A 16,365-nucleotide genomic window follows, 5' to 3' on the forward strand; every position below is an offset into this window, starting at 1 on the left:
TTCTTATTTAGTTGCTACTCTCAAAGTATAAGTAAATAAGGAGGTTCACTATGAATAATAGATTGCAGAAACTATCTCAGTGGATGAAGGAAAATGATATCCAGGTCACCTTTGTAACATCACCGGATAATGTTTTTTATTTAAGCGGCTTTTTAAGCGACCCACATGAACGCTTGCTTGGGCTGGCTGTTTTCCAGGAAGAAGAGCCTTTCCTCGTATGTCCGGCCATGGAAAAAGAAGATGCCAAGAAAGCAGGCTGGAGCCATGAAATTATTGGCTACAGCGATATTCAGAACCCTTGGGAATTCATCCAGACATCCATACATAAGAGAATTGGGAAGGTAAATAAAGCAGCAATCGAAAAAGAGCATATGAATGTAGAGCGGTATGAAGCCATCTCTGCTCTGTTCAGCGGCGCTTCATTCGCTTCGGCAGAAGAAAAGCTTCGCCAGCTTCGGATGGTTAAAGATGAAAAAGAATTGGAAATCATTCGCGAAGCATGTGCACTGGCCGATTTTGCGATTGAAACAGGCTGTGCCGAGATCCAGGAAGGAAAAACTGAACTGGATGTTCTAGCTGCTGTAGAATATGCGTTAAAGAAAAAAGGCGTTAACGAAATGTCTTTCTCTACCATGGTCCTGGCGGGGGCTAACGGGGCTTCTCCTCATGGCACACCAGGAATGACGAAGATTCAAAAAGGGGATTTAGTCCTATTTGACCTCGGAGTTGTCTGGAATGGCTACTGCTCAGATATTACTAGAACTGTAGCTTACGGTGATATTAATGATAAACAAAAAGAAATTTATGATACCGTCTTAAAAGCTCAGCTTGCAGCTGTTGAAGCGAGCAAGCCGGGAGTCACTTGCGCAGATATTGACCTGACAGCTAGAAACCTGATAGCAGAAGCCGGCTACGGCGAATATTTCCCGCATCGATTGGGCCACGGATTAGGTGTGAGCGTTCATGAATATCCTTCACTAACAGAAACAAACTCACTTTTGCTTGAAGAAGGTATGGTTTTCACCATCGAGCCGGGAATCTATGTCCCAGGCGTTGCCGGAGTGCGGATTGAAGATGACCTTGCTGTAACAGCAGACGGAGTTGAAATTTTAACCAAGTTCCCGAAAGAGCTTCAGGTTATTAAATAGACATTAGAAAAAATTCCACAAAAAAATCCGGAGCTATTCAGCTCCGGATTTTTTTTGAAATAAGGGTTTAAATTCTGAATTGAGATAAGTGTCAAGCTCCAGGCGCCGATAAGCGGATACCTGGAGCTTTTCCTATTGCTGTTCCAATTGCGTACTCGTATCTGAATAGTCAAGGCTATGGGCCTCTGCTACCGCTTTGTAAGTCACATAGCCATTTAACGTATTAACTCCCTTTAATAAAGCCTCATTATCCAGACATGCCTGCTTGTAGCCTTTATTCGCAATTTGAACTGCATAAGGCACCGTCACGTTGGTCAATGCAAGAGTGGATGTTCTGGGAACTGCTCCAGGCATATTAGCTACCGCATAATGAACTACGCCATGCTTTTCATATGTGGGATTATCATGGGTCGTAATTCGATCAGTTGTTTCGAATATTCCACCCTGATCGATCGCAATGTCCACAATTACAGAGCCCGGGTTCATCGTTTTAATCATATCCTCTGTGACAAGCTTCGGTGCTTTTGCTCCCGGAATAAGTACGGCTCCAATTACGAGATCTGAATCCTTAACAGCTTCAGCGATATTGTAAGGGTTAGAGATCAGCGTTGTTACTTCTTTTCCGAAGATATCATCCAGCTGCCGAAGGCGGTCGGGATTCAAGTCAATCATTGTTACCTTTGCCCCAAGGCCTATTGCCATTTTTGCCGCATTGGTTCCAGCAACCCCGCCGCCGATTATGGTAACATTTCCACGCTGTACACCTGGTACCCCCGATAGCAGGATTCCTTTCCCTCCATGTATTTTTTCTAAAAATTGGGCTCCTACCTGAGCTGCCATTCTTCCGGCAACTTCACTCATTGGAGTCAATAGAGGCAAAGTCCGGTTGGGAAGCTGGACTGTTTCATAAGCAATGCCAGCTACTTTCTTATCAATTAAAGCACTTGTCAAATCAGGTTCAGCAGCCAAATGCAGATATGTAAAGAGAATTAACCCTTCCCGAAAATATACATATTCGCCTTGTATCGGCTCTTTTACCTTCATGACCATATCCATTGACCATGCCTCTTCTGCAGTTTGAACAATATGTGCACCAGCACCTATATAGTCGTTATCCGAAAAACCGGAACCTGTCCCGGCATCCGCTTCGATATAGACTTCATGTCCAAATTGAATGAGATTCATAACCCCAGCAGGGGTCATCGCAACCCTGTTTTCATTGTTTTTTACTTCCTTTGGAACTCCGATACGCATGCTGCATACCTCCGTAATTTAAGTGAAATACCTATTAACTTTATATGGCTATTTGACGGAAAAGTATACAAAACCTTTGCCCATTTTTACTTTTTCCGGCATTCTTAATTCTCAGCTAAAAAGCTCTCATGATTAATGAGAGCTTTGCTTCTTTTTCTTATCGGAGATGGCCTTCATTCCGTTCGTGAGCTTTCATGTCAAACTCGGCATTCGGCTGATCAATAACACCGCTGTTATAGGCATTCATAATTTGTTCGCTAACTTCATTTGTACCCTGCTCATCAAAAAAATATGCGGATCCTGCTTGTGGTTCTCGCTTTTCCATCCTCATCTGCTCCTTTAATATATTTTTATCAGCCTTACTATTGTTCGATTTTTTGTTACAGATATTCAGATTTTACAGCTGTATAATATAGGTAAAGGAGGAGATACAAATGGGCATGAAGTATAAAAACATATTAGTCGCTGTAGATGGTTCAACGGAAGCAGAATGGGCTTTTAAAAAAGCAATTGAAATTGCGAAGCGCAATAATGCTTCTCTTGTCTTGGCACATATCATTGATACCCGCACTTTTGCTACTGTTGAAGCCTATGACCGCACAATAGCTGAAAGGGCTGACCTTTTCGCAACTGAATTAATGGAAAAATACAAAAGAACAGCAATGGATGCAGGCATCGATAATGTAACATATGAAGTCGATTATGGTTCCCCAAAAGTGAAAATTCCAAAGGATATTGCCAGAAAGCACAGCGTCGACCTGATCATTTGCGGTGCAACAGGAATGAACGCAGTTGAACGTTTCATCATCGGCAGTGTATCTGAACATATTACCCGCTATGCCCGCTGTGATGTCCTCGTTGTCAGAACGGATAAAGAAGATGAAGAATAGAAAAAAATGGCGCTGCCTTCCGCAGCGCCATTTTTTCATTATTTATTGACAAACTCTTTAATGCCGAGAGATTCCTTCGCTTTATCAATTGCGATGCTTACTTGTTTGAATCCTGTTCCGCCTGCACTATTTCTTCTTTTGACAGCTGTATAAGGATTCAGTACTTCATAAATATCTTCTTCGAACAATGAATGGGCTTTCTTGAAATCATCAAGCGGCAAATCCCCAAGGAAGCATCCCTTTTGTACACAGACAAGAACAAGTTTCCCGACAATCTCATGTGATTCTCTGAATGGAATGCCTTTATCAGATAGATAATCCGCCAATTCAGTAGCGTTGGAAAAATCATTTTTAGTCGCTTTTTCCATTTGCTCTGTTTTAACCTTCATGGTGCGGATCATCCCTGCAAAGATTTTCAGTGAACCTGTGACTGTCTTTACAGTGTCAAACATCCCTTCCTTATCTTCCTGCATATCTTTATTATAGGCTAGCGGCAGGCCCTTCAGTACTGTCAGCAGCCCCATAAGGTTACCGTATACACGTCCGGTTTTACCGCGGATGAGTTCCGCCATATCCGGATTCTTCTTCTGCGGCATAATGCTGCTGCCAGTTGCAAAGCTGTCGTCCAGTTCAATGAATTGAAACTCCTGGCTTGACCAAAGGATGAATTCTTCACTTAAACGAGACAGATGCATCATCAGGATTGAGCTTGAGGATAAAAACTCAAGAATAAAGTCTCTGTCACTGACCGCATCCAGGCTGTTCTCATAGATGCCTTCAAAGCCCAGAAGTTCAGCTGTATACTCACGGTCAATCGGGAAAGTGGTGCCAGCCAGAGCCCCTGCTCCAAGAGGAGATAAGTTTATTCTCTTTAAGCTTTCAGAAAAACGCTCTTTGTCCCTCTCAAGCATCCAGAAATAGGCCATTAAATGGTGGCCGAAGGAGATCGGCTGTGCCCGCTGCAGATGAGTATAGCCCGGCATGATAGTTTCCACATTATTTTCAGCCTGGATGATTAACTCTTCCTGCATTTCCTGAATCAATTCAACAATCTGCTCCACCTGCTTTCGCAAGTATAAATGCATATCTGTTGCCACCTGGTCATTTCGGCTTCTTGCGGTATGAAGTTTACCTCCGACAGGCCCAGACAGTTCGGTCAAATGACTCTCAAGATTTAAATGTATATCTTCAAGCTTTACTGAGTAAGCCAGTTCACCCTTAGCAGCTTTCTCTTTAAGCTGCTGAAGGCCTGTTTTGATTTTTTGAGCTTCGTCCTCTGTGATGATTCCTGTTTTAGAAAGCATGGCAACATGGGCCATGCTCCCTTCGATATCTTCCATAACCAATTCCTGGTCAAATGAAATTGACGCTCCGAACTCATCTACCCATTCTTCAGCAGATTTTGTGAATCTGCCTCCCCATAACTTTTTCACACTGTCACCTTCTTGCTGTTTTGAACAATGCTCTGCACCTTTGTCGGCAATCCCCAAAGCTTAATAAAGCCTACTGCCGCATTATGGTCAAATTCATCATCAGAAGTATAAGTTGCTAACTTTTCATCGTATAGGGAATAAGGAGATTTTCTTCCTTCAACAATCGCATGGCCTTTAAACAGCTTCACTCTCACTGTTCCTGTAACAAAGGTTTGTGTCTCTTTCAGGAAAGCCGTTAAAGCATTGTTAAGCTGCGAGAACCACAATCCCTCGTATATAAGCTCAGCCACTTTTTTCTCAATAACCGGTTTAAAGTGGGCCAATTCTTTTACCATCGTTAAATCCTCAAGCTCTTTATGTGCTTTAAGGAGTGTCATTGCTCCCGGACACTCGTAAACTTCACGGGATTTGATTCCGACAAGACGATTTTCCACATGATCGATACGCCCAACTCCATGCTTGCCTGCAACCTCATTCAGTTCGGCAATAAGCTCGGAAAGCTTCATACTTTTGCCATTCAAGCTGACTGGAACACCCTTTTCAAAACCGATTTCAACCGTATCAGGTGTATCAGGTGCTTTTTCAAGAGAAACAGTAAGATCGTATGCATCTTCCGGAGGAGCTGCCCATGGATCTTCCAAGACTCCGCACTCATTGCTTCTGCCCCATAAGTTTTGATCAATGCTGTACGGAGAATCCAGATTAATTGGGATGGGGATATTGTTTTGTTTTGCATATTCAATTTCTTCCTCACGTGACCAGCTCCACTCACGAACCGGAGCCAGCACTTGAAGATCAGGGTTAAGGGCCTGAATTGCCACTTCAAAACGAACCTGGTCATTTCCTTTGCCGGTACATCCATGCGCGACTGCTACTGCACCTTCTTTTTCTGCTACTTCAACAAGCTTTTTGGCGATCAGCGAGCGTGAAAGTGCAGAGACTAATGGATACTTATTTTCATATAAGGCATGTGCCTGCAGCGCTATTAATGCATATTCATTAGCAAATTCCTCTTTTGCATCAATCACATAAGATTGGACAGCTCCCACAGTTAAAGCTTTTTTCTGGATAAAGTTCAGATCTTTCCCTTCACCAACGTCTAGGCAGCAAGCAACAACAGCATAACCTTGATCCTGCAGCCATTTAACCGCAACTGATGTATCCAATCCGCCTGAGTATGCAAGAACAACTTTATTTTGTGACATTTATATTTCCTCCTTAGATTGCTCGTATAAATATACAACTAAATTATGTTTTTATTCATTTATTATTCTCTTACTTTAACAACCTTTTCTTTAAAAATCAATACTTATTCTAAAAAATGTATAAAAATAAATAAAATTTTCCCAACAAAAAAGGCAAAAGCCCCGTTTTGGCTTTTGCCCTGTAATAGTTTAGTCATTTAATGCTTCATAAACCGCTGAAATTACACTTCCATATTGACTGATGCTGTATGTGTCACCTTGAAACTTATGCGGATCTTTTAATGGATCGATGACTGGAGAATGTTTTTTATTTGTCAGGAGAGCGATAGCTAAATTATTTTCCCTGTCTATCACCGTTACCGTTCCTGTCCAGCCAGTATGTCCAAAAACTTTTTTCCCGGCATACTGGCTGAACATCCACTCCATACTTGAATCTCCGTTCAAACGCCATCCTAACCCATATGTAGGGTTCATATCATATGGTTCTACAAACTCATCAATTGTGCGTTTATCAAATAACTTTACATTTCCATAGCCTCCATCATTAAGCATCACCTGCATCAGGACAGCAAGATCTGAAGTTGTGGAAAAGAGGCCAGCATGCCCGGATATTCCATCCATTGAATAAAAAGACTTCTCATCATGAACCTCTCCCTGGAGAGTATAGGTCCGGATATTAGGGAAGGAAATGACCCCATCCCTGGTGTTGCCGTGTAATTCAGTTGCAGCGAAATCCTTTTCTTTGAAACCCTTGCGGAGCGGATTAAATAAAGTATGCTTTAACCCTAAGGGCTTATAGATATGATTCTCAGTATAATGGTCCAGCTGCATTCCCGTTATTTTTTCAATAATAAATCCCAGCAGCATATAGTCAATGTCACTGTAAACCTGTTTGGTGCCAGGTTCATACTGAAGGGGAGTTTTTAAAATCATGGAAAGCGTTTTACTGCGTTCCTGGGAATACAATTCTCCCGCCCTTTCAGGATTATGATAATGGATGCTTGAAGGAAATCCGGCAGTATGATGAAGCAAGTCGATTATCCGGAGTTCACCTTTCCCTTTTATTTCATCGTCCGCTGAATCTTTAAATGCAGGAAAATAATGCTGAATTTTTTCTTCAAGATTGATCTTACCTTCACTGACAAGATGCTGCAATGAAAAGTTAACGGCATACATTTTCGTGTTTGATGCTAAGTCAAACATGGTTTTTGTCTTCATTTTCTGCGGGTGAGTTAATGGATCAGTTTTATCAAATATTTTGGCTGAACCATATGCGGAGTTTTTAACAATCTTTCCATCTTTAATTACGACTAAAGCTGCTCCTGGAAAACCATTTTCTATTTCTCCCTCGATCAGCTTATCAACCTCTTTGAGCCTTTTGGAAGAAAAGCCTGCATCCTCGGGGCGCTTTGCTTTTGACAAGGTTGGATATTCTAATGGTTTTTTATGTTTAAAGACTTGCTCTTCTGAACTGCTGCTATCTGTTGTGCCCAATTCCACTCCTAAGGCTGCAATGGGATAAGGCAAAAGCAAACTCAACACCAGGCCTAAAACTGTTAAGCGTGTTATAAACCTTTTCATATTCTCCCCCCTTTAAAATAATTAAATATTCTTAATAATAAATATACTATTCGATTTCTATTAAATCTGCAAACCAATCCCATAGCCTTTCTATTAAATCAGTACTTGTGAACCAAGTTCATTTATTTTCACATTAGTCCCATAATAGTATCTGCAAAAAAGATTGAATACTAAAACATCCATGCACCATAAACACCTTTATAGTAAAATAAAAACAAGATTATCGTTTGGGGGATTCATAATGGAAGAGCATTTTTCACATAATCGTCGTCTTGGCATTCCTATACCGGCCTTTGACCGGGATTGGGATGAATATTCACCAAAAACACAGCAGATGATCCTGTTTCAGTGGGAAAAAATAAGAGGCAGGATTCCTGACCGCATCGCAGAGCTTGAAGCGGATATCAACAGGAAACAGGCTGAGCTATCAGATGAGGGCAATTTCGAAAGATCATGCAGACTTAACAGTGAAATTTCAGAACTGGCATCAGTCATAAATGATCTGTGGCTATGGTATCGAACGAATCAGGATATTACAGGGAAAATGCATTCATAATAGAAAAGCGGAAGCGCCTTGCCCAGGAAGAAATGCAGACTAAGAACGCCACGTCCTCTCAAAAGCCGCCGCTTTCGGTCGCGATGTTTTTGCTGCCGAAGCCTTTCGAAGCCTTCCTTGTCCTGCGTCAACTCGAGGGGGGAGGGCTGCTTACGCTAGACGGTTCTCAAAGTTCAAAATGATACTTCCTTCTCTTTTCAAAAAAACCTTTCCGCGGAGGAAAGGTTTTTTTGCCCTTTATAAATCTTTCCTTAGTTCCCTGACGATATGCCCGAGTTCAGGCAAAATCAGCTTATTCATCGCAAGGCGAACTGCCCCTGATGATCCTGGTGTTGAGAAAACTGCTTTATTTTGAACTGTGCCTGCAGCAGCTCGTGAAAGAATGGCCGCAGACCCGATATCTTCCGTATAGCTTAGCATTCTGAACAATTCGCCGAATCCGTCCATTTCTTTATCAAATAATTGTCTTACTGTCTCAATAGTCACGTCCCTTAACGCAATTCCAGTGCCTCCATTTGTAAGTACAGCATCAATGCCGGGGTTTTCACAACCTTTTAATACGGCCTGGCGAATGAGACTTCCTTCATCCTTGACGATTTCATAGTCAGATATGACATGTCCTGCCTCTTCCAGCAGGCGGATCATCAGCTTTCCGCTTTTATCAGTTTCTTTATCTCTCGTATCACTCACGGTGACCACTTTGCATCTAACTTCTTTTGGCGCTTCTTTTTTATGCTCGAATGTACTCATTTGGCATCACCTTTGCTTATAAATCATAGTTATCCGGGAGTTTACTGCTGATTGTTTTTTCTATGCAAATATCTCATTTGATAATATTTATGAGCGAAATCTGTTACTTTTCTTGTCAGCTGATAATTGGTCCCGGCTCCAATGGCCATGCTGATGAAAGGAATTCCTTGAACGGATTTTCTCCGAAAAAAGTAAATAGCCATCGCTTTAAAAAGCTGCTTCATTGGCTGCTCAACCCAGGTTATATCAGTCAATTCTTCTTTTCCCTCATAAAAATAGAATTCTTCCTGATTCTTCAGCTCGTTCTTTAATTCTTCCCAAGCACTGCCCTGCATGCGCGGCGGCAGTGTGGCTGCGTGAAAAACCTTAAGAGAGCTCATCATTTCGAATGGAGTATTGACTTCAAAACCATAGGTCATGGCAATCAGCTGGACGGCACGAAGATTAATAACCGCCATAGCAGGAATATCTGTACCCAGCATGAGTGAGCTGCCTGAACCTGCAATGCCGCCTTGCGCAAAAGAATAAAGACGATGCCGGGCAATCTGCTGCTGAGCTATGTATTGAAGCTGGTCGATAGTCAATTGCTTAAGGTCTTCAATCGTTTCAATATCAGAATGAAAAACACGGCCTGCTGTCAAAATGCGCTCTTTCGCATCCATTTGAAGCTGTGAGCCTTGAATAAGCGCATGAAGATGAAACAGCCAGCTATCCATTGCTGAAAAAAATTGCTGCTGAACTTCTTCAGGCAGTAGTGAGAAAGACCTTTCCAATGATTTATCATAAACCATTTCCAAATCATTGGGCTCATAATTTAACAGCTTGTTCTCCCACTCCTGAATACCGGTCAAAACACTTTCTTCCCGTTCGTTCAATGGCATCGCAATTCCTCCCAAAACATTTTTTTCTTGGACTCAGTATAGCATAAGCAGATGATGAATTCTCCTTCCGCCTGGCGGGGACTAAATCTCGATAAAAACAAAAAGACAAGAGCGTTAGCCCTTGCCTTGTTATGAATGTTATTTAGACAATCTCAAAACATCACGTGCAATCATGACTTCCTCATTTGTCGGGATAATCATGACTTTAACTGGTGAATGAGGGTAGTTAATGAATGCTTCTTCACCGCGTACTTTATTTAATGCAGGATCCCAGTATACGCCCATGAATTCCAGCCCCTGAAGAACACGATCACGGATGACATCACTATTCTCACCGATTCCGGCTGTGAAGATGATCGCATCTACGCCATACATGCGGGATGCATAGGATCCGATATATTTATGGATTCTGTTTGCGAATACTTCAAGAGCCAATTCTGCTCTTTCATTTCCTTCAACAGCTTGAACTTCAATATCGCGAAGATCACTGGAGAATCCGGAAACACCCAGCATACCGCTCTTTTTATTTAGAACGTCAAGAACTTCATCTGCATTCTTACCCGTCTTTTCCATAATGAATGGAATAAGTGCAGGGTCAATGTTACCTGAGCGCGTACCCATTGTAACACCCGCTAACGGAGTGAACCCCATGGAGGTATCGATTGACTTTCCGCCTTCAATAGCTGTAATACTCGCTCCATTCCCTAAATGGCAGGAGATGAGGCGAAGCTGTTCAAGCGGTCGGCCAAGCATTTCTGCAGCACGCTCTGATACATATTTATGTGAAGTGCCATGGAATCCATACTTGCGGATGCCATACTTTTCATAATACTCATATGGCAGACTATATAGGAATGAGCTTTCAGGCATCGTCTGATGAAATGCTGTATCAAATACCGCCACTGCAGGCACATTTGGAAGAACCTGCTGGAATGCCTTAATTCCCGTAATATTAGCCGGGTTATGAAGGGGTGCAAGTTCAGAAAGTTCATCTATTTTCGCAAGCACTTCATCCGTAATGACTACAGAATCGTTGAATGCCTCACCGCCGTGTACTACACGATGGCCAATTCCTTCGATCTCATCAAGAGATTTAATAATCCCAAGATTTGTTAATTTATCAAGCAGGATTTTAACCGCAACTGCATGATCAGGTATATCCGTTACTTCCTTGATTTTTTCTCCATTTACAGAGATATTGAAGACTGCATTATCCAGCCCAATACGCTCGATTAATCCTTTGGTAATAACCTCTTCACTCGGCATGTCAAATAATTGAAATTTTAACGAAGAACTGCCGGCATTGATTGCTATGATTTTTGCCATAAAGCTACCGCTCCTTTAGAAGATGTTCAAAGGGACTTCATTGTCTCTCCAAACCCATACTTTTATATAACAATGTGTGATACGACACTAAAAGTAATACAACTTTATTCTGTGCATCGGCCACAATTAATATCTCTCAATTTCCCATTTAAACACTGTAAGCAATACATTTCAAGAAGCACCTTGCAATGGTATCGTTTTCATGATAAATTAAATATTTTCTGATACTTCCCTATATTTAAAGAAAAGCGGCAGCGCCTTGCCCACCCCGGACATGCACAAGACGTGCCTCTCGGAAAGGCGTCCTTTGCCTTTTTGTGAGGATTCCCCCGAAATGTGGAGGAAACTGCCCAGGGACGATAGGCATATGACGGTTGCTGTAAGAAAGGCGCTCTTCCTTCTGAAAGGAAACGGCTTGTGACCTCGAGGGGTAGGCTGCTTGCGCTAGACAGTTATCAATGTGTAAAAATTATACTTTCCATACATTTAAAAAGAAGCCGGCAAATGCACGGCTTCTTTTCGTTTATCCTTATTTGCTTTCTTTTAACCAGACATCAATTTTCTTGAGAATTTTTTCAGCTTCTGCTGTTTTGGACAAGCTGGGCAAGTTGACCAGCAGAGCCTGCTTAGGTGGAGTGACTCCATCCCCTTTTTTCTGAAGGATAAATATGCTTTTGGCAGCTTTTTCATTTTTGAACATGGTAAGCGGCAGCTGGACCAAACCTTGAATATAGGCAGTTTCCTTAATGAATTCATGCAGCTTTGGTGCCTGTTCACTTTCAAACAGCCCATTTGGAATGATGAAAAATAAATAACCTCCAGATTTCACATGATTCATGCTCTGCTCAATAAATAAGTGATGGGAATAGGAATGTCCCTCATCTGCTTTTAACTTATACTCAGCTGAACGGACATCATTCGGATAATAGCCAATAGGCAGATCACTCACTACAGCATCAGCAGCTTCTATAAACAGGGGCTCAAGGCTATCCTGGTTAAAAAATTGAATGGGATGCTCCTGTAAATTGGCATTTATATAAGCAAGCTTAATTAATAAGTCGTCAATCTCAATCCCAGTTGCCTCAACCGTTTTATCCTTTTGGTGATTCATTACAGTTGTCAATAAATTTCCTGTTCCTACTGCAGGATCCAGCAGGCGGAAACTTTTTTCCTGAATGAATTTTTCGACTAGATACCCCATTAGCATGCCCACTGCATCAGGAGTCATTTGATGATTAGGCTGTACATTTTCTTTCATGCCTTTTAATATGGCAAGCTGAAAGGATTTTCTAATCTCTTCTTTTGAGTAGCTGCTTAAGTTAATTGATTCATAACTCTTCCTAAGCCTTTTTACTGTTAATTCGCTTAGCTCATCCTGAAGAATGCTTTCATGGAATAAATTCTCTCCTGTTTCTGCAAGAGCTTCAAGGTATGTAGAATGCAGTTCTTCCTGCATAATCGTAGCCGTTTCATTTAAAATGGTAAATAAATCCTCAACCGGAGTTATTTTCACAGCTTATTCCTCCCGTCCTTATTCTTTTTCCTATTTTAACGGGCTTTTGTTTCATTCACAAGTTTGGTGCTGAAGGGAAGTAAAAAAATAAAGCCCCGGACCAAATCCGGAGCTTTCAATATTCTATGATTATTTCGCCTGCTTAGCAGCTTCCACGGCCGCTTCATAGTTTGGATGATCTGTTGCTTCACTTACATATTCCGCATATGTAACTGTGTCATTTGAATCGACAACAAAAACGGCACGAGCCAATAGGCGAAGTTCCTGGATGGCAACCCCATAAGCTTCTCCGAAAGAAAGGTCACGGTGATCAGAAACGGTTTGAACATTTTCAATGCCTGCTGCTGCACACCAGCGTTTTTGAGCAAATGGAAGATCCACACTTACAGTAAGAATCTTAACATTGTCAAGCTTGGAAGCTTCTTCGTTAAAACGGCGTGTCTGTGCATCACAAACTCCCGTGTCAATAGAAGGAACTACGCTGATTAGACGCACCTGCCCTTTTGAATCAGCAAGTGTTACTTCAGAAAGATCATTTGCCAGCACCTTGAATTCAGGAGCTTTATCTCCAACTTTTACTTCATTGCCCAGCAATGTTACAGGATTTCCTTTGAACGTAATAGATGCCATTTAAATCGTCCTCCTTAATCACTTATGTACAGTGTAAATCATATCTTTTCAGAATCTTTTTTGCAATTATTAAGGATACATTCCAAGAAAAAAGTTAACTCTCCCTGGGAAAGTTAACTTCCTTCTCTTAAATATCAAGGTCTTGTTTCTTGCCGCTGTACTCATCATTGTTTTGACTCTGAGGCTGGCTTTGCTGATTGCCGGTTCCTCCGTCTTTCTTGTTGAACATTTGCTGAATTTTATCGACGGCCTGTGGAGCAAGGTCAAGAATTTTCTCATATAAATGAGTGCTTTCATCCAGATGAACCATTTTCACCCCTTGAGAATTGACAATCAAAAAGGCGATTGGAGTGATGGAGACACCGCCGCCGCTTCCGCCGCCAAACGGGTGGCCCTTTTCCTCGCCTGATTGTCCATCAAGCATGAATTCGCTTCCTCCTGCGGCAAAACCAAAGCCGACCTTTGAAACGGTTAAAATTACACTTCCATCAGGGGTTTCTACTGGATCCCCAATTATGGTGTTAACATCAATCATCTCTTTCAGGTTTTCCATGGCAGTAGTCATAAGACCTTGAATAGGATGGTCAGACATTCATTGCTCCTCCTTTTTTAGACAGTTTTAGTACCATCATCAGATAAGGCAGAAAGCGGCTTTGTCCTGAAGTCGGGCCGTCCGCCTTTCCAATATTTGATCAGTTTAATTCCTGCTAACATAGCATGCCCGACACGAAAATGAATCATACATGAAATGGCTGTTTGTGAAACGGAAAATTGGAAATGGGGAGTTACAGTGATGCTGGGAGGCGTTTTCAGCTTCATATAATGACTTATTAATCCAAGAATGCTCCCTTTTATCGCCCAGAGAGCTCCAGTTAGCATTCCCGTATGGGCTGCATCCCCAAGGCCAGCAAATGTATGCCATTCAAGATTCCGGATAGTCACACGCTTTAGAAATTTCCGTATTATTTTGTGAATAGACACGATATGATTTATTATTGATTTCGTATCATGCAAACTATTAATAAGATCTTTTGCGGAGAATTGCTTTGTATCCTGTTTAGGAGCATCCTCCTGTGGTCCAGCAGCTGTCTTTTCATTAACAACAAGAGTTGGCGAGTTATCATCAAGTTTTATTAGAGGGACTTCTATTTTGTATCTGATTAGGCCGAACCAGGCTTTAAATTGGATTTTTAAATGGTCATTATCATTACCATGGTAAAAATGAATATATATCTTTAGTTTTGTTGCCATGATTAGAATTAAAAGAAGTATGAGGGCAATTACGGCAATCAGAAGCCACTTCACTTTTTTCACACCCTTTCAGCATTGTATTATGCCCAACTGAAAAAAAATAAACCTGCCACCAAGCGGTGACAGGCTTCCTTTTTTTCAATTATAGACTTGTTCTTTTTGCCTTTCATGAACTACAGAGGTTTCTGCAAAAAGGTCATGCAGCCCCTGTTTCTTCGGCAGGAATGCTACAATCACATACCCGACAAAAATGGTCGCTGATATAAAGCGGCCGATCCATTCACGGAACAAAATTGTGCTCCATGTCAGTTTCTCTCCTTTAAGATTTACTACCTTTAAACCAAATACCATTTTACCGAGTGTCTGGCCAAAAAACTTTGTCATCAGCACAAAATAGGCATAAAACGTAATGGCAGTAGCTATCGAAATCGGAGCAAACAAATTGCTTTCATGCAGAGGAATATCCAGCGCCCTAAAAATTGGATTAATCAATATCCGGTCAACACTGCCAACCACAATTAAATCTAAAAGATAAGCCCAAAATCTCATCCAAAACCCGGCAAACCTGATTGGTTCCCCAGTTTTCTGAATGGGGAGGGTTTCTGCTTGTGTAATCGTTTCGTTAACAGCAGGAGCTGCTTCATCAGGGGATGACTCATTCCTGCCTTCACCCTGCAATGATACAGGACGGGCAAGCTCTCTTTCATTCTGTTCATTTGAAGTCATTTTCTCTCCCCCTCCCTATTCAGCATAAAGATACATTAAACGCGGTGAGTTTGGCTGAGATAACAATTTCATCATCCCTGCCATTTCCAGGTCATCCCCCATGATTTTTCGCGCCCCCATGCTGAACATGGAGCCGAACCCAAAATTCTCAGTGTACTTAACAACCTGGGCACCATCTAATTTATGGTCTTTCTTTAATTGTTCGATTACATCATCGGCATAGCCAAAACCGTCGATTAGATTTAGTTCTTTCGCCTGCCGTCCGTCATAAATACGGCCATCAGCAATTTCCTTCACCTGTGCCTCAGTTAGTCCGCGTCCTTCCGAGATGACTTTAACAAACCCTGCATATGAATTATCAATCATGGATTGAAGGATTTTTCTTTCCTCATCTGTCATATCTCTGGTAGGGCTCATAATATCTTTATACGGCCCGCTCTTAATCGTTACAAACTCGACACCATATTTTTCAGCAAGCCCTGCATAATTATAGCCCTGCATGATAACACCCAGCGAACCGGTCATTGTCTCAGGGCTCGCAAATATCTTGTCAGCCGGAGCGGATATATAATAGCCTCCGGATGCAGCCATGGACCCCATTGATATGTATACTGGCTTCTTTGTTTCTTTTTGAATTTCAATAATCTTATCATGTATTTCGGCGCTTTCCACTACTCCTCCGCCTGGAGAATTAACCTTAATGACAATCGCCTTTACTGTGCCGTCTTCTTTCACATATTCAAGATTATCCATGAATCCTTTGTGATTATATCCCGGGCTTGCAAATAAAGAAGCTGCATCTCCAGTATCCTGAATCACTCCATTTACATCAAGCACGGCTATCTTTTTCTGTGCATTTCCCTCTTCAATGACTTCTTCCAAAAACGCTTCATTGCTTCCTGCAAACAGTTCATTTACCGAGCTTTCAAAATCTGTAAATGCAAATGCAGTTACAAAGTTCAGCACAACAGAAAAAACAAACAGACCTGCTGCTATTCCCAGTGCAGCCCAACGTTTTCCATTCATTGTGAAATCCTCCTTTTAATATGCTTTCTCCTTACATAACCAGCCGCCTTGTGCCTTGTTTGACCGATTATGATTCCCAGAAAACCTATTCGTCACATATTCTTCATACGTATAAACTTTTAAAATGTTTCAAAAAAAGGTAAACTGAACTCAGGCAACCATAATCATAGCAAAATATGAATTATTTGGGAAAGA

At 41.6% G+C, this 16,365-nt stretch carries 17 protein-coding genes; 3 read left to right on the forward strand and 14 right to left on the reverse strand.

The annotated features are described in order from the left end of the window. Nucleotides 1–50: 50 nt before the first annotated feature. Nucleotides 51–1,148 (forward strand): M24 family metallopeptidase, encoded by a 1,098-nt coding sequence (locus AC0VZ9_RS22190; RefSeq protein ID WP_071156156.1) that lies wholly within the window; start codon nt 51–53, stop codon nt 1,146–1,148. Nucleotides 1,149–1,280: 132 nt separating this feature from the next. Here the strand turns inward: AC0VZ9_RS22190 and ald are convergent, their stop codons facing one another. Together ald and AC0VZ9_RS22200 are read right to left on the reverse strand one after the other, a co-directional pair. Continuing rightward, nucleotides 1,281–2,402 (reverse strand): alanine dehydrogenase, encoded by a 1,122-nt coding sequence (gene ald, locus AC0VZ9_RS22195; RefSeq protein ID WP_009333260.1) that lies wholly within the window; start codon nt 2,400–2,402, stop codon nt 1,281–1,283. 157 nt (nt 2,403–2,559) lie between these two features. Next, nucleotides 2,560–2,727: a hypothetical protein gene (locus tag AC0VZ9_RS22200; protein WP_009333262.1), complete on the reverse strand. Its 168-nt coding sequence runs from the start codon at nt 2,725–2,727 to the stop codon at nt 2,560–2,562. A gap of 109 nt (nt 2,728–2,836) precedes the next feature. Here AC0VZ9_RS22200 and AC0VZ9_RS22205 point away from each other — a divergent pair, with 109 nt between their 5' ends. Continuing rightward, nucleotides 2,837–3,292 (forward strand): universal stress protein, encoded by a 456-nt coding sequence (locus AC0VZ9_RS22205; protein WP_009333264.1) that lies wholly within the window; start codon nt 2,837–2,839, stop codon nt 3,290–3,292. Between the two features lie 38 nt (nt 3,293–3,330). Here AC0VZ9_RS22205 and argH read toward each other — a convergent pair whose 3' ends face one another. The 3 genes from argH to pbp4b all read right to left on the reverse strand — a co-directional run bounded on the left by argH (nt 3,331) and on the right by pbp4b (nt 7,511). Next, on the reverse strand, nt 3,331–4,725 hold the full coding sequence (gene argH / locus AC0VZ9_RS22210) for an argininosuccinate lyase (protein WP_019383066.1): 1,395 nt from the start codon (nt 4,723–4,725) through the stop codon (nt 3,331–3,333). Then, the gene (locus AC0VZ9_RS22215; protein ID WP_475396732.1) at nt 4,722–5,930 is read right to left on the reverse strand and encodes an argininosuccinate synthase; all 1,209 of its coding nucleotides are present in this window, start codon (nt 5,928–5,930) and stop codon (nt 4,722–4,724) included. Before AC0VZ9_RS22215 ends, argH begins: the two co-directional genes overlap by 4 nt. Nucleotides 5,931–6,119: 189 nt before the next feature. Beyond that, complete coding sequence (gene pbp4b / locus AC0VZ9_RS22220) at nt 6,120–7,511, reverse strand: penicillin binding protein PBP4B (protein WP_071156152.1); 1,392 nt, start codon at nt 7,509–7,511, stop codon at nt 6,120–6,122. A gap of 241 nt (nt 7,512–7,752) precedes the next feature. Here pbp4b and AC0VZ9_RS22225 point away from each other — a divergent pair, with 241 nt between their 5' ends. Continuing rightward, nucleotides 7,753–8,067, forward strand: coding sequence for a hypothetical protein (locus tag AC0VZ9_RS22225; RefSeq protein ID WP_009333272.1), 315 nt, complete (start codon nt 7,753–7,755; stop codon nt 8,065–8,067). A 237-nt stretch (nt 8,068–8,304) separates the two neighbouring features. Here AC0VZ9_RS22225 and AC0VZ9_RS22230 read toward each other — a convergent pair whose 3' ends face one another. The 9 genes from AC0VZ9_RS22230 to sppA all read right to left on the reverse strand — a co-directional run bounded on the left by AC0VZ9_RS22230 (nt 8,305) and on the right by sppA (nt 16,170). After that, nucleotides 8,305–8,817 (reverse strand): MogA/MoaB family molybdenum cofactor biosynthesis protein, encoded by a 513-nt coding sequence (locus AC0VZ9_RS22230; protein ID WP_019383064.1) that lies wholly within the window; start codon nt 8,815–8,817, stop codon nt 8,305–8,307. Nucleotides 8,818–8,858: 41 nt separating this feature from the next. Next, on the reverse strand, nt 8,859–9,698 hold the full coding sequence (locus AC0VZ9_RS22235) for an EcsC family protein (protein WP_009333276.1): 840 nt from the start codon (nt 9,696–9,698) through the stop codon (nt 8,859–8,861). Nucleotides 9,699–9,836: 138 nt separating this feature from the next. Continuing rightward, nucleotides 9,837–11,024 carry an acetate kinase gene (locus AC0VZ9_RS22240; RefSeq protein WP_009333278.1) on the reverse strand — a complete coding sequence of 396 codons (1,188 nt, stop codon included), beginning with the start codon at nt 11,022–11,024 and terminating at the stop codon, nt 9,837–9,839. 529 nt (nt 11,025–11,553) lie between these two features. Further along, nucleotides 11,554–12,537 carry a class I SAM-dependent methyltransferase gene (locus tag AC0VZ9_RS22245; RefSeq protein ID WP_475396733.1) on the reverse strand — a complete coding sequence of 328 codons (984 nt, stop codon included), beginning with the start codon at nt 12,535–12,537 and terminating at the stop codon, nt 11,554–11,556. 129 nt (nt 12,538–12,666) lie between these two features. After that, complete coding sequence (gene tpx / locus AC0VZ9_RS22250) at nt 12,667–13,167, reverse strand: thiol peroxidase (RefSeq protein ID WP_009333282.1); 501 nt, start codon at nt 13,165–13,167, stop codon at nt 12,667–12,669. A gap of 127 nt (nt 13,168–13,294) precedes the next feature. After that, nucleotides 13,295–13,759 carry a GerW family sporulation protein gene (gene ytfJ, locus AC0VZ9_RS22255; RefSeq protein ID WP_009333284.1) on the reverse strand — a complete coding sequence of 155 codons (465 nt, stop codon included), beginning with the start codon at nt 13,757–13,759 and terminating at the stop codon, nt 13,295–13,297. A gap of 17 nt (nt 13,760–13,776) precedes the next feature. Beyond that, nucleotides 13,777–14,472: a DUF2953 domain-containing protein gene (locus AC0VZ9_RS22260; RefSeq protein WP_009333286.1), complete on the reverse strand. Its 696-nt coding sequence runs from the start codon at nt 14,470–14,472 to the stop codon at nt 13,777–13,779. Between the two features lie 84 nt (nt 14,473–14,556). After that, on the reverse strand, nt 14,557–15,144 hold the full coding sequence (locus AC0VZ9_RS22265) for an RDD family protein (RefSeq protein WP_009333288.1): 588 nt from the start codon (nt 15,142–15,144) through the stop codon (nt 14,557–14,559). Between the two features lie 15 nt (nt 15,145–15,159). Beyond that, nucleotides 15,160–16,170, reverse strand: a complete 1,011-nt coding sequence (gene sppA / locus AC0VZ9_RS22270) for a signal peptide peptidase SppA (protein ID WP_019383062.1) — start codon at nt 16,168–16,170, stop codon at nt 15,160–15,162. Nucleotides 16,171–16,365 lie beyond the last annotated feature (195 nt).

The organism is Cytobacillus sp. QJM3NY_8, assembly GCF_056173585.1.

Excerpts from the sequence above, each read along its gene's own strand:
- sppA (WP_019383062.1), bottom strand. The coding sequence starts at position 16,170 with ATGAATGGAAAACGTTGGGCTGCACTGGGAATAGCAGCAGGTCTGTTT.
- AC0VZ9_RS22230 (WP_019383064.1), bottom strand. The coding sequence starts at position 8,817 with ATGAGTACATTCGAGCATAAAAAAGAAGCGCCAAAAGAAGTTAGATGC.
- AC0VZ9_RS22200 (WP_009333262.1), bottom strand. The coding sequence starts at position 2,727 with ATGGAAAAGCGAGAACCACAAGCAGGATCCGCATATTTTTTTGATGAG.
- ytfJ (WP_009333284.1), bottom strand. The coding sequence starts at position 13,759 with ATGTCTGACCATCCTATTCAAGGTCTTATGACTACTGCCATGGAAAAC.
- AC0VZ9_RS22265 (WP_009333288.1), bottom strand. The coding sequence starts at position 15,144 with ATGACTTCAAATGAACAGAATGAAAGAGAGCTTGCCCGTCCTGTATCA.
- AC0VZ9_RS22225 (WP_009333272.1), top strand. The coding sequence starts at position 7,753 with ATGGAAGAGCATTTTTCACATAATCGTCGTCTTGGCATTCCTATACCG.
- pbp4b (WP_071156152.1), bottom strand. The coding sequence starts at position 7,511 with ATGAAAAGGTTTATAACACGCTTAACAGTTTTAGGCCTGGTGTTGAGT.
- AC0VZ9_RS22190 (WP_071156156.1), top strand. The coding sequence starts at position 51 with ATGAATAATAGATTGCAGAAACTATCTCAGTGGATGAAGGAAAATGAT.
- AC0VZ9_RS22215 (WP_475396732.1), bottom strand. The coding sequence starts at position 5,930 with ATGTCACAAAATAAAGTTGTTCTTGCATACTCAGGCGGATTGGATACA.
- AC0VZ9_RS22235 (WP_009333276.1), bottom strand. The coding sequence starts at position 9,698 with ATGCCATTGAACGAACGGGAAGAAAGTGTTTTGACCGGTATTCAGGAG.
- ald (WP_009333260.1), bottom strand. The coding sequence starts at position 2,402 with ATGCGTATCGGAGTTCCAAAGGAAGTAAAAAACAATGAAAACAGGGTT.
- AC0VZ9_RS22205 (WP_009333264.1), top strand. The coding sequence starts at position 2,837 with ATGGGCATGAAGTATAAAAACATATTAGTCGCTGTAGATGGTTCAACG.
- tpx (WP_009333282.1), bottom strand. The coding sequence starts at position 13,167 with ATGGCATCTATTACGTTCAAAGGAAATCCTGTAACATTGCTGGGCAAT.
- AC0VZ9_RS22240 (WP_009333278.1), bottom strand. The coding sequence starts at position 11,024 with ATGGCAAAAATCATAGCAATCAATGCCGGCAGTTCTTCGTTAAAATTT.